Genomic DNA, 12,225 nt, shown 5'->3' on the forward strand with positions numbered 1-12,225 from the left:
CTAGCCTTTAAGCAGCGTCAGGTAGAAAGCTTGTGCCATCGGCCATGGCCGGAAGCAGGAAAAAGTCAGCCAGGGTTTGGCCAATATCGGCAAAGGTGCCGCGCTCGCCTAGCGAACCGGGGGTAAAGCCGGGGCCGTGTACCAAAATCGGAATGTATTCGCGGGTGTGCTCGGTGCCGTGCCAACTTGGGTCGCAGCCGTGGTCGGCGGTGAGAATCAGCAGGTCATCTTCACTTAGCGCAGCCAACAAAGCTGGCAGCTTGGCATCAAACTCTTCCAGCGCGGCGGCGTAGCCCGGTACGTCGCGACGGTGGCCGTAGACCGAGTCGAAATCGACAAAGTTGGTCATGATCATGGCGCGTTCGCCGACCTCACGCTTACCGGTACGCTCGATCTCTTTGAGCGTGGCGTCCATTAGCGCGTCGTGGCCGCTGGCTTTTACCTTGTGGGTAATGCCGCAGTGAGCGTAGATATCGGCAATTTTACCGATCGAGACCACTTCGCCACCGGCATCATCAAGCTTTTGCAGCACGGTAGGCGCCGGTGGTTCAACGCTATAGTCGCGTCGGTTGCCGGTGCGGGCGAAGGTGGTGCTGTCTTCACCGATAAAAGGACGCGCAATGACACGGCCGATATTGTAAGGCTCCAGCAGTTCACGGACGGTTTCGCACAGCTTATAAAGCCGCTCCAGGCCGAAATACTCTTCGTGGGCGGCGATCTGAAACACCGAATCCGCCGAGGTGTAAACAATCGGTTTGTCCGTCGCAATATGCTCTTCACCTAAGCGGGCAATGATCTCGGTGCCCGAGGCGTGACAGTTGCCAATCACTCCGGTGAGGTCGGCTTCTTGCACAATGGCGTCGAGCAACTCAAGAGGGAAACTGTCGGTTTTATCCAGAAAGTAGCCCCACTCAAAGCGCACCGGGACACCGGCAATTTCCCAGTGGCCGGAGGGGGTGTCTTTACCGCTGGAGATCTCTTTAGCGTGGGCGTAGGCGCCTTCCAGATTTCCCGGCAGTGTGACGCCTTCGGCCACGCTGCCAGTGGCATCGCGGTGAGCGTGAAACAGTCCCAGCTTGGCCATATTGGGTAGCTTAAGTGGGCCTGAACGGTTGGCATTATCGGCCTCATTACAGGCGCAGGCGGCGGCGATATGGCCCAGGGTGTCAGACCCCTCATCGCCAAATTTGGCGGCATCCGGGGCGGCGCCAATCCCAAATGAATCGAGTACCAGTAAAATCGCGCGGCTCATAAGGCTTCTCCACGGAAGGTGTCTTGCAGCAGGGTATCGGCGTTGGCCGCCGCTTCGCCAATCGTGAACGCTGCGCGGAGCTGCTGCGCGGCGCGCTCGGCAGCGGCGTCACTGCGGGCGTGCACCATGGCGATAGGGCGCTGGCTATCTACGCGCTCGCCAATCTCGACGATCTCGGTAAAGCCGACGCTGTGATCCACGCTGGCATCGTTACGAAGACGGCCACCGCCCAGCTCCACCACGCTCATACCCACGGCGCGGGTATCGATGCGCTGCACGATACCCGCTTGCTCGGCATATACGGGTTTGATCACCTCGGCCTTGCCCAGGTAGTGATCGGAGCGCTCCATAAAGTCGCTGGGGCCGCCTAGTTCACGCACCATCTGGGAGAACACCTCAGCGGCGGCGCCAGAGGTTAGCGCCTTATCAAGCTTGGTCAGAGCTTCTTCACGAGAGCCTGCCAGTTTGCCAGCGATCAGCATTTCCACTGCCAGCTCGCGGGTAACTTGCATCACTCGGCTGTCTGGGCGGTCGCCACGCAGCAGGGCCAGGGTCTCAACGATTTCTACGGCATTACCGGCGCAGGGGGCCAGCGGCTGGCTCATGTCGGTAAGCAGGGCCGTGGTGGGCGTGCCCGCTTGGGTGGCCACATTGGCGATGCTTTTGGCCAACTCGCGGGATTTCTCCGGGGTGGGCATAAAGGCACCGCTGCCGACCTTAACGTCCATCACCAGCGCATCCAGCCCTGAGGCCAGCTTCTTACCCAGAATAGAGGCGGTAATCAGCGGAATCGATTCCACGGTGGCGGTCACGTCACGTACGCCGTAGATGCGCTTATCAGCGGGGGCAAGGTCGCCGGTCTGGCCGATAATCGCCACACCGGTGGATTTCACCACCTCGCGGAAGCGTGCTGGCGCGGGATAGGGGTCGTAACCGGGGATCGATTCGAGCTTGTCCAGCGTACCGCCGGTGTGACCCAGGCCGCGTCCGGAAATCATCGGTACAAAGGCACCGCAGGCGGCGACCCAAGGGCCGAGCACCAGCGATACCAAGTCACCCACGCCGCCAGTAGAGTGCTTATCGACAATCGGGCCGGGCAGGTTCAGGTCGCTCCACTGCATCACATGGCCGGAGTCACGGGTGGCGGTGGTCAGCGCGACCACTTCTTCACGGCTCATGCCGTTCAAAAACACCGCCATGGTGAAGGCGCCAATTTGGGCATCGCTGATGCGGTCATCGGCAATGCCCTGTACAAACGCTTTGATCTCTTCCGCAGGCAGCGGCTGGTTATCTCGCTTAAGGCGAATCAGCTCCTGGGGCAGCAACGCGTGTTGGGTTGCATTGACAGACATTAGTAACCTCCTTGGCCTTGGGGTGCCGCGCTGGTGCTGCCGGTCAACGTATCCAGCAGATTACCCAGCAGGCTAGAGGCACCAAAACGGAAGTGCGCGGGGGTTACCCAGCCGGGGCCCATAATGTCGTTGGCAAGGGCCAAATATTCCGCTGCATCCTCGGCGGTTTTAACGCCGCCCGCTGCTTTGAATCCAACATCTTTGCCGCTGGCTTTAATCGCTTTTAGCATGATCTCAGCGGCTTCCAGGGTGGCGTTAACCGCTACTTTGCCGGTCGACGTTTTAATGAAATCCGCACCGCCTTCAATGGCGAGTTCGCTGGCGCGTTTGATCAGTGCAGGCTCTTTGAGTTCGCCGGACTCAATAATCACTTTGAGCAGTGCCTGGCCAGCGCAGGCGGCTTTGCACATCTCAACGAGCTCAAGGCCAGTCTCTTCGTCGCCTGCTATCAGGGTACGGTAGGGGAACACCACATCGACTTCATGAGCACCGGAAGCAACTGCGTCGCGAGTTTCACGGGCAGCGCCCATGATGTCGTCACCGCCATTGGGGAAGTTGGTGACCGTGGCGATTTTTACCTGGTCATTGAGAGTGTGAGCAGTGAGCGCGCGCTGAGCGGTGACAATAAACTGCGGGTAGACGCAAACGGCAGCAGGGGTGCCAAAGGGGGTTTTTACCTGCTGACAGAGTGATTCAATGGTGCTGTCTGTGTCGGTGTCATTCAGGCTCGTCAGGTCCATGAGGGTGAGTGCCTGGCGGGCGGCTTGGACGGTATGGGAGGAGGCAGTCGCGGTCATGGAGTTCTCACAAATCAGTAAAAGATAAAAACGGGCACTGCGGATAAAACCGCAGCGCCCGAAGCGTTAAGTTGCTGTCATTACGCTAATAAGCATACAAGCGCTATGCAGACGCGCCACTCAGCGCAATAAAGAAGCCAGCAATCGTGGCCGACATCAAGTTGGACAGTGTACCGGCCAATACAGCTTTAACCCCAAAGCGAGCAATCTCTTTGCGACGAGTCGGTGCAATGCTGCCCAGGCCACCCAGTAGAATCGCGATGGAGGAGAGGTTAGCAAAGCCACACAGCGCAAAGGAGAGAATCGCCATGGTATGCGGTGTCATCATCTGACCCGTGGCAGTCACCACCTGTTCCCCATCAATGTAGGGCGCCAAGTTGATGTAAGCGACAAATTCGTTGACCACTAGCTTTTGGCCAATGAACGAGCCTGCCAGCGTGGCTTCTTCCCAGGGTACACCCAATAGGAAGGCCAGCGGGGCAAACAGCCAACCCAAGATCAGTTCCAGGCTCAGCGAGTCAAAGCCCACCCAGCCACCAATGCCGCCTAAAATGCCGTTGACCAGCGCAATCAGAGCAATAAAGGCGAGTAGCATGGCGCCAACGTTGGCGGCGAGCATTAAACCCGAGGTAGCACCCGATGCCGCCGCGTCCAGCACGTTGGCGGGTTTATCTTCCTGGGCCTCAATCTCTTCTTCCACCTTGGTAACGCTATCGCTGTCGGTGACATCTTGGGTTTCCGGCATGATCAGCTTGGCGAACAACAGCCCGCCGGGTGCCGCCATAAAGGAGGCCGCTACCAGGTACTCCATGGGAATCCCCAGTGCCGCGTAACCTGCCAATACCGAACCGGCCACAGACGCCAAACCACCACACATAACGGCAAACAGCTGTGAAGGCGTCATGCGGGCGATAAATGGACGCACCACCAGCGGCGCTTCGGTTTGGCCGACGAAGATATTTGCGGTTGCGGAGAGCGACTCCGTGCGCGAAGTGCCGAGGGCTTTTTGCAGGGCGCCACCTAGAATGCGAATGACCCACTGCATAATGCCGATGTAATAGAGCACGGCGATCAGCGAGGAGAAGAAGATAATGACCGGCAGGACTTTAATGGCAAAGATAAAGCCGATGTTCTCTACATCAGCTAAGCCGCCGAACAGAAAACCAATACCGTCATCGGCATATACCAATATTTGGCTAACGCCCGCTGAAATGGCCTGCAGCACCGCTTGACCAAACGGCACATAGAGTACAAAAGCACCAATACCCGCTTGAATAGCAAAAGCACCCAGTACCGTACGCAGCCGAATAGACTTACGGTCGTAGGAGAAGATCAGGGCAATGGCCACCAGAGTGACCATACCCACCAAGCTCATAAGGAGTGTCATATGGGGATCCTTCGAGTCCGCGCGTGTGAAACGCGTTTAGAGTAAGTTGAGCTTGACGGAGTAGATCATCGCATTCTGGTAATTATTGGGCGTGCCCAACTTGTTATCAGAGTAGCGATACTGAATACCGGTGGTGATCAAGTCGCTTGGATGCCACCACAGGCTCAGTGCACCGTTGGTGCCCACACTGCCTGCTTTTTCGCCCACCTCGCCCACATAGTTCTCTTCCAGGTACTCATCGTCGCGGCCAAAGGTCTGCTCGTGCCAGTTGGTGACGCTGAAGTTTTGGTTGAGCGCAGTGAAATCATAACCCGCGACCCAGCCTGCCATATAGCCGTTCATACCGGTATAGCTATTACTTTGTACTCGCGCGGCCCCGATAAAGGGTTTAAACCACAGACCATTGTCAAAGGTAGTGCGGTAGCCCAGGCCCAGAATCTGATCCTGTTCGCGGCTGTTGTAACCGTAATCGCGGAAGTCATAAAGGTGGGCATAAATCGACAGCGGGCTGTCGCCCAGATAAATGTGCGAGGTTACTTTACCCGCAGTGCGGAAGTTGTCTTTGCCGCCGCTGGATTCATCGAACTGATCGTTGGTGGGGTTCTCGAAATCAAAGAAGCCGTAAAACTCGCCCCAGCTAAAGCCAGCGCCGCCTTCAATTTCGAGAAACATAAAGTCGCTTTTCGCGGCGTTAGACGCGGTGCGTGCTTCGGTACCGTTGGACCAGTCCAGGTAGTTAACCGAGACGTTGGCGAATGACCACAGCCGATCAAGGGGATGCGGCTGAACAGCCTCATCAGCCATTAGCGGCGTTGTGAGCATTGCCCCTAACACGCCAGCGCCAAGCGCGATCAGAGACGAAGGGGAGCGAGAGTGTTTACTAGCTGTCATGAAAGCCTCAACAAGGGTTGTCGCGGTGCCATTTGAGTGTGGCTAACCGGGGTTTTAGTCGTGCGGGCTGGCGTTAATGTTAAAATTATAACATTTAGTGTTATTTTTCTAACGTTGATTTGCAAGCGTTGTCACATCAACGCTATTTAAATGTCATAAAGCTATCGTAAGTATTGTCGATAGCGCGAATAGCTGTCGTCGTAGTGGTAATTACGTCGCCGCTCGCTCAGCATAGAAACTCGGCATAGCACTAAGACATAGCTACAACATTGACGCGACATGCAGACTTGCGTTGCGCTAATCACAACACGAGGGTTTGCCCGAAGATGCCCACCACGAATGCCCGCAGCGCTCAGCGCCTTGCCAAACTTCAGGAAGCGCTTGCCAGCGGCGGGACTCTACACCTGCGCGATGCCGCAGAGCTGTGTGATGTCTCAGAAATGACTATCCGCCGCGATCTCACTACCCAGCCTACTGCGATGACTCTGCTGGGCGGGCGTCTGGTGATGGCAAACTATCCGGGCGTGACACCCATCTACGATTTAACTGAGCAGCAGGCTAGCCACTACCAGGCGAAGTATCGCCTCTGCCAGCGTGTACTGGCCTTCATTGAGGAGGGCGATACGCTATTTATCGACTGTGGCTCAACGCTGATCCCTTTATTGAGCCAGTTAAGCCATTTTCGAGAGCTGACGGTGGTGACCTATGCGCTTAACGTAGCAAACGCGGTTTCCGCGCTGCCGAACGTTCGCTTAGTACTACTGGGCGGACTTTTCTATGCTGCCTCGCAGTCGTTCGGCAGCGATAATATGACGGCGGCTATTGAGCGCTTGGGTATTAACAAAGCGCTCATCTCGGCGGCAGGGGTGGACCTGGAAAGAGGTGTGAGCTGCTTTCACTTTCACGAAGTGACGCCTAAACAAGCCGCTATTGCCACTGCCATGCAGCGCTTGCTGGTAGTGGATGCCAGTAAGTTTGGCGTAGTGCGTCCTGCCTATTTCGCTGCGCTGGAAGACTTTGATGTGGTCGTCACCGATGAAGAGGGCGCCCCGCAATTGCTAAAGGAGAACGGCTGCGTTGCCCCTGAAATAGTGGTACCCGAAATAACCGTGGCATAACCCTTTTTACGACGCTCTTGGTAATCAATACCTAGGGTGCGGCAATGCGCCACTTCTTTCATGATCTGGATCAATAGAAAATACTTTAGTCTTAACTGCTTAAGCCTTTAATGCTTAAGCCAGCGAGGCTCGTCGCCAATTCCCACTCGGCGACGCATATTTTTCCCGGAGCAATGACGCTTAGCGTTACCTGTGCACTGTTTTAAGTACGTTTTACGTGGTTTTAAAACGCCTTTCAGAGCATGTTTTGGGAAGAGTATGGGGTGGTAGTTAGCCTGCTACTTAGCTTGGTAGCATGGCTAACTAGTGTTTTAAACAACCTCTGACGAGATCACACCATGCAACGACGCTCACTTTGGCGCAGGCGAGGCACGCTAGTGCTCCTTGCGCTGTGTCTGTTTCTAGCAGGCTGTAGTTCGGCTCTGCTAGACCCAAAAGGGCAGGTTGGCGCTGAGCAGCGCACGCTGATACTGACCGCCTTTGGCCTAATGTTGATTGTAGTTATTCCTGTGATTGTCATGACGCTGCTGTTTGGCTGGCGTTATCGGCGTAGTAATAGTTTGGCTAAATACACGCCTGATTGGGCGCACTCCAACGTGATTGAAGCAGTGGTATGGATCGTGCCCTGTGCGATTATCGCCGTGCTCGCCCTGTTGACCTACAAAACCTCTCATAGCCTTGATCCCCACAAACCGCTGGAAAGCGATGTGGCACCGATCGAAATACAGGCAGTGGCGCTGGATTGGAAGTGGCTGTTTATCTACCCCGAACAGGGTATTGCCAGCGTTAACGAAGTGGCCTTTCCGGTGGATACGCCGGTGCGCTTTCGGGTCAGCTCAGGCTCAGTGATGAACGCTTTCTTTATCCCCCATCTGGGCAGCCAGATTTATGCCATGGCCGGTATGGATAACGATGTCCATCTCATCGCCGATGAAATTGGTAGCTATCCAGGTCGTTCCACTAACTACAGTGGCGCGGGTTTCTCTGGCATGACCTTTGAAGCCAAAGTAACCGACACCGCTGATTTTGACGCCTGGGTTGAAACGGTACGCACTGCTCCACAAACGCTGACCTACCCCGAAGGCTATGAAGCGCTGGCGGAACCCAGTGAATCGAATCCGGTTGAATACTACTCAGCTATTTCGCCCTCGCTGTATGAAAGCATCTTAAGAAGCTTCCATACCGGCGGTGAGCACAATATGGGCGGCGAGCATCAAATGGGCGCCGAACATGCTGACTCCCTCGATGGCGAAACGGCTAATACGACCGATCACGCGGCCGAATCAGGTCATGTCACTAACAACCATGCTAGTCAGGATCATGCCATGCGCAGCCATCCCTCTAGCGTAGAAGCGGGAGGTTAAGCCGTGTTTGGAAAACTCACGTTAGAGTCAATTCCCTACCACGAGCCGATCATCATGGTCGTGGCGGCCATAATGGCCATTGGTGGGATCGCGCTGTTTGGTTTGATTACCTACTACCGTAAATGGGGCTGGCTGTGGAACGAGTGGTTTACCTCCGTCGACCATAAAAAGCTCGGTATCATGTACTTCATTGTCGCCCTGGTCATGCTGCTGCGTGGCTTCTCGGATGCGATTATGATGCGTACCCAGTTGGCCATGGCCGCCGGGGATGCTGCGGGCTATTTGCCGCCCGAACACTACGACCAGATCTTTACCGCCCACGGCGTGATTATGATCTTCTTTGTCGCCATGCCTATGGTCATCGGTCTGATGAACCTGGTGGTGCCGCTGCAAATTGGTGCCCGCGACGTTGCTTTCCCTTTCCTGAATAACTTAAGTTTTTGGCTGTTTGCCGTAGCGGCGATCTTGGTCAATATCTCGTTGGTGGTGGGCGAATTCGCCAAAACCGGCTGGCTTGCCTACGCGCCCTTATCGGGGATCGAGTTTAGTCCCGGGGTGGGGGTCGATTACTGGATATGGGCGTTACAGATATCCGGGATAGGTACGACGCTCACCGGTATCAACTTCTTCGTGACCATTCTGAAGATGCGCACCAAAGGCATGACCATGTTCCGCATGCCGATCTTTACCTGGACCTCGCTGTGCGCCAACGTGTTGATCATCGCCTCTTTCCCGATTCTGACCGCGACGATTGCACTGCTAACCCTGGATCGCTATTTGGGTATGCACTTCTTTACCAATGATTTTGGCGGCAACATGATGATGTACGTCAATCTCATCTGGGCCTGGGGCCACCCGGAAGTTTATATCCTGATCCTGCCGGCCTTCGGCGTATTCTCTGAAGTGATTGCGACCTTTGCCCGTAAGCGGCTATTTGGTTATATGACCATGGTGTGGGCGACGATTTCGATCACCCTGCTGTCGTTTGTGGTTTGGTTACACCACTTTTTCACCATGGGGGCGGGCGCCAACGTTAACGCCTTCTTCGGCATTATGACGATGATCATTGCCATTCCTACCGGGGTGAAAGTGTTCAACTGGCTGTTCACAATGTACCGCGGCAGCTTGGAGCTGACCTCGCCGGTGCTCTGGACGCTGGGCTTTATTATCACCTTCACCATCGGTGGTATGACCGGCGTTATGCTGGCGGTGCCTGCGGCCAACTTTGTGCTGCACAACAGCCTGTTTGTTATTGCTCACTTCCACAACGTCATTATCGGCGGCGTGGTGTTCGGCATGATGGCGGGTCTTACCTACTGGTTCCCCAAAGCATTCGGTTTCACCCTCGACGAGAAATGGGGCAAGCGCTCGTTCTGGTGCTGGTTTATCGGCTTCTACGTGGCCTTTATGCCGCTCTACGTGCTGGCCTTCTTTGGTGCCGTACGCCGCATGCAGTCCTATGCCAATACTGAATGGCAGCCATGGATGATTCTGGCCTGGGTAGGCGCAGTGATCATTATGCTGGGTATCGCCTGCACCATCATCCAGTTCTGGGTGAGTATCCGTGACCGCAAACAGAATGCTGATGTCACCGGTGACCCCTGGCATGGTCGCACCCTAGAGTGGTCGACCTCTTCTCCTGCGCCGTTCTACAACTTTGCCCGTTTGCCGGAAGTTGGCGATATCGACAGCTTCTGGTCGCAGAAGCAGCGTAGCGAGGAGCAGCTTGAAGATGCCCCCTACACCGATATTCATATGCCGCGTAATACCGTGGCCGGGCCGGTTATTAGCTTCTTTGCACTGGTCATCGGTTTTGCCCTGGTGTGGCATATCTGGTGGTTAGCTGGCGTTGGCGCTGTTGGTGTGTTCGCAAGCTTTATGGCGCGGGTATTTAACGACGATATCGACTACTACGTTCCCGCCGCTGAAGTTGAGCGCATCGAACGTGAGCATCAACTCAAACGTGAGCAACAACTAGGCGTGGAGGCGCAAGCGTAATGGCAACGGATACGTTACATCACAGCGCAACGGATGAGCCCCACGAGCATCATGATGTTGCGGGCACCAAGCTGTTTGGCTTTTGGGTCTATTTAATGAGCGATTTGGTGATCTTCGGGTCACTGTTCGCCACTTACGCTGTACTAATGAAGGGCACGGCGGCAGGCCCCTCGGCGGCGGAAATTTTTGAGCTGCCCTTTGTGCTGGTCGAAACCTTCCTGCTGCTCTTTAGTAGCTTTACCTTTGGTATGGGCGTATTGGCAATGAACGCCCAACGCCTTGGCCAAGTAAAGGCGTGGTTGGCCATTACGTTCGTGTTAGGCGCTGCGTTCGTAGGGATGGAAATCTACGAATTTCAGCACTTGATTCATGAAGGCTATGGGCCGGATAAAAGCGCCTTTCTGTCAGCGTTCTTTACCTTGGTGGGCACCCACGGCCTGCACGTGACCTTTGGCTTGATCTGGATTTTGGTCATGCTGATTCAGCTCTATACCAAAGGCTTGAACGACATGACCCGGCCGCGCATTTTGTGCCTTAGTTTGTTTTGGCACTTCCTCGATATCGTGTGGATCTGTGTCTTCTCATTCGTCTATCTAATGGGAGTGCTGTGAGATGAGTCATTCTTCGTCTAACCCCACAAATGCCCATGGCAGCGTAAAGTCTTATGTGACAGGACTGGTATTGTCGCTGATACTGACCATTATACCCTTTGGGGTTGTGATGAGCGGCGCACTCAGCGTGCTCGCTACAGTAGTGGTGGTGGCCGTGACTGCTGTGTTGCAGATACTGGTGCAACTGGTCATGTTCATGCATATGAGTACCAAAGCCGACGAGGGCTGGAATGTAATGTCCTTCGTCTTCACACTGACGATTCTCGTCTTAGTGGTAGGAGGCTCGCTGTGGATCATGCAGCATCTGCATCTCAACATGATGATCGGCTGATCACGGCACCTAGCCGTTGGCGGGATCTGCTTGAACTGACTAAGCCCGGCATTATCGGGGGAAACCTGATTGCCACCCTGGGCGGCTATTTTCTTGCCGCTCAGGGGCAATTCGAGTGGCTTAGCTTTGTCTCGGTCATGGTGGGGATTGCGTTAATCATCGCGTCAGGCTGTGCGTGTAACAACGTTATTGACCGCGATATTGATGCATTGATGGCGCGAACGCGCCATCGCCCCCTGGTAAGAGGTAGCATCTCTATCACCCAGGCGCTGGGCGTTTCAGCGCTATTGGGTGTGTCGGGTGTGGTGTGCTTGGCGCTGGGGACTAACGGGTTAACCGTGGCCTTGGCGGTGATTGGCTGGGGCGTGTATGTGGGGCTTTATAGCCTGTATATGAAGCGCCGCTCAGAGTACGGCACCTTGGTTGGCAGCCTTTCTGGTGCTATGCCGCCGGTAGTGGGTTACTGCGCCGTAACGGGGCAGTTCGACAGCGGCGCCATTATGCTGCTGGTGATATTTTGCCTGTGGCAGATGCCGCACTCCTACGCGATTGCGATTTTCCGCTATGCGGATTATCAGCGGGCATCGATTCCGGTACTGCCGGTGGTACGTGGGGTCAAAATGGCCAAACACCATATCCTGGGTTACATCGCAGCGTTTATTCCCGCTTCGCTGGCGCTGGTGTTGGCCAGTCAAGCAGGCATGGGCTATTTGTGTGTGGCGCTGATTATGGGCGGTTACTGGCTCTATCTGGCGCTGCGTGGCTACCGTTTAGATGATGACGTGCGCTGGGCCAAGAAGGTGTTTGGCGTCTCTATTCTGACCATTACCGCGATGAGCTTAGTAATGGTGCTGGAGGCGATGGTGCCTATGTTGGTGTAGTACCGCCTTAGACACCAAGCGCAAGCTGCGTTAGACAACGCCTCGAGCAGTCATCTGCCCGGGGCGTTTTATTGCTTTTGATGCGCCATCACTTCTGCCTTAGAGTCTGCCCAGGCAGGATAACAGGCGCAATTTTTTAGACTTTAGTATAAAATGCTGCGGTGCAGAAAACAGCGTTAGGCGTATTAACGCCTGTGCATACAGCTAGCTATTGGTTGTGTCTGCCTGCGCCATTGCGCCTTT

Annotated in this window: 11 protein-coding genes; 6 read left to right on the forward strand and 5 right to left on the reverse strand. The window is 55.2% G+C overall.

The window, feature by feature from the left end; translation table 11 throughout:
- Nucleotides 1-7: 7 nt before the first annotated feature.
- The 5 genes from MLE19_RS10775 to MLE19_RS10795 all read right to left on the reverse strand — a co-directional run bounded on the left by MLE19_RS10775 (nt 8) and on the right by MLE19_RS10795 (nt 5,679).
- Entirely contained in the window at nt 8-1,252 is a 1,245-nt protein-coding gene (locus MLE19_RS10775) for a phosphopentomutase (RefSeq protein ID WP_240718188.1), read from the reverse strand.
- Nucleotides 1,249-2,604, reverse strand: a complete 1,356-nt coding sequence (deoA, locus tag MLE19_RS10780) for a thymidine phosphorylase (protein WP_240718189.1) — start codon at nt 2,602-2,604, stop codon at nt 1,249-1,251. Before deoA ends, MLE19_RS10775 begins: the two co-directional genes overlap by 4 nt.
- The gene (gene deoC / locus MLE19_RS10785) at nt 2,604-3,401 is read right to left on the reverse strand and encodes a deoxyribose-phosphate aldolase (RefSeq protein WP_240718190.1); all 798 of its coding nucleotides are present in this window, start codon (nt 3,399-3,401) and stop codon (nt 2,604-2,606) included. The genes deoA and deoC overlap by 1 nt, the downstream gene beginning before the upstream one ends.
- Nucleotides 3,402-3,504: 103 nt before the next feature.
- On the reverse strand, nt 3,505-4,788 hold the full coding sequence (locus tag MLE19_RS10790; protein WP_240718191.1) for a NupC/NupG family nucleoside CNT transporter: 1,284 nt from the start codon (nt 4,786-4,788) through the stop codon (nt 3,505-3,507).
- A gap of 36 nt (nt 4,789-4,824) precedes the next feature.
- Nucleotides 4,825-5,679 (reverse strand): outer membrane protein OmpK, encoded by an 855-nt coding sequence (locus tag MLE19_RS10795; protein ID WP_240718192.1) that lies wholly within the window; start codon nt 5,677-5,679, stop codon nt 4,825-4,827.
- 326 nt (nt 5,680-6,005) lie between these two features.
- Here MLE19_RS10795 and MLE19_RS10800 point away from each other — a divergent pair, with 326 nt between their 5' ends.
- The 6 genes from MLE19_RS10800 (at nt 6,006) to cyoE (ending at nt 11,982) form a co-directional block, all read left to right on the forward strand.
- Entirely contained in the window at nt 6,006-6,797 is a 792-nt protein-coding gene (locus tag MLE19_RS10800; RefSeq protein WP_240718193.1) for a DeoR/GlpR family DNA-binding transcription regulator, read from the forward strand.
- A gap of 338 nt (nt 6,798-7,135) precedes the next feature.
- Entirely contained in the window at nt 7,136-8,161 is a 1,026-nt protein-coding gene (cyoA, locus tag MLE19_RS10805; protein ID WP_240718194.1) for a ubiquinol oxidase subunit II, read from the forward strand.
- 3 nt (nt 8,162-8,164) lie between these two features.
- Nucleotides 8,165-10,159: a cytochrome o ubiquinol oxidase subunit I gene (gene cyoB / locus MLE19_RS10810; protein ID WP_240718195.1), complete on the forward strand. Its 1,995-nt coding sequence runs from the start codon at nt 8,165-8,167 to the stop codon at nt 10,157-10,159.
- A complete protein-coding gene (gene cyoC / locus MLE19_RS10815; RefSeq protein ID WP_240718196.1) occupies nt 10,159-10,770 on the forward strand; it encodes a cytochrome o ubiquinol oxidase subunit III in 612 nt (203 codons plus the stop codon). The genes cyoB and cyoC overlap by 1 nt, the downstream gene beginning before the upstream one ends.
- A gap of 1 nt (nt 10,771) precedes the next feature.
- Nucleotides 10,772-11,101, forward strand: a complete 330-nt coding sequence (gene cyoD / locus MLE19_RS10820) for a cytochrome o ubiquinol oxidase subunit IV (protein ID WP_240718197.1) — start codon at nt 10,772-10,774, stop codon at nt 11,099-11,101.
- Nucleotides 11,059-11,982, forward strand: coding sequence for a heme o synthase (gene cyoE / locus MLE19_RS10825; RefSeq protein WP_240718198.1), 924 nt, complete (start codon nt 11,059-11,061; stop codon nt 11,980-11,982). The genes cyoD and cyoE overlap by 43 nt, the downstream gene beginning before the upstream one ends.
- The last annotated feature ends 243 nt before the right edge of the window (nt 11,983-12,225 follow it).

Source organism: Vreelandella neptunia (assembly GCF_022489065.1).
Classification (GTDB): Bacteria; Pseudomonadota; Gammaproteobacteria; order Pseudomonadales; family Halomonadaceae; genus Vreelandella; species Vreelandella neptunia_A.